This window comes from Burkholderia sp. A9, from assembly GCF_000801975.1.
Genome location: NZ_JSZN01000094.1, coordinates 1 through 322 on the forward strand (window position 1 = coordinate 1; position 322 = coordinate 322).

At 67.7% G+C, this 322-nt stretch carries 1 pseudogene; it reads left to right on the forward strand.

The features are described 5' to 3' along the window. Positions 1-109: 109 nt before the first annotated feature. Positions 110-322 (forward strand): annotated as a pseudogene (locus PI86_RS16740) (MFS transporter); the annotation flags it as partial.

Genomic DNA, 322 nt, shown 5'->3' on the forward strand with positions numbered 1-322 from the left:
CGCATCGGCCGGACGGCCAGCTCGCCGGCAAGACCGTAAGCGGTTCGATAGAATCGGACAAATCCGACGGGCGCCGCGCGCCCGCGCATGGTCCATTCAAGAGCATTCCGTGTCCGATTCTTCATCCCGATCCTCGTCCGACTTCGCCACGCCGCCCGATGTGCATCGCGTGCTGGCGCTCCCGGTCCGCCAGCGTGCCCGCACGGCCACGATGGCGCTGTTCTTCGTCGCCGGCATGATGTACGCGTCGTGGGGCGTGCATGTGCCGACCGTGCGCGACAAGTTCGCGCTGAGCCCGGGGCTGCTGTCGATCGCGCTGTTC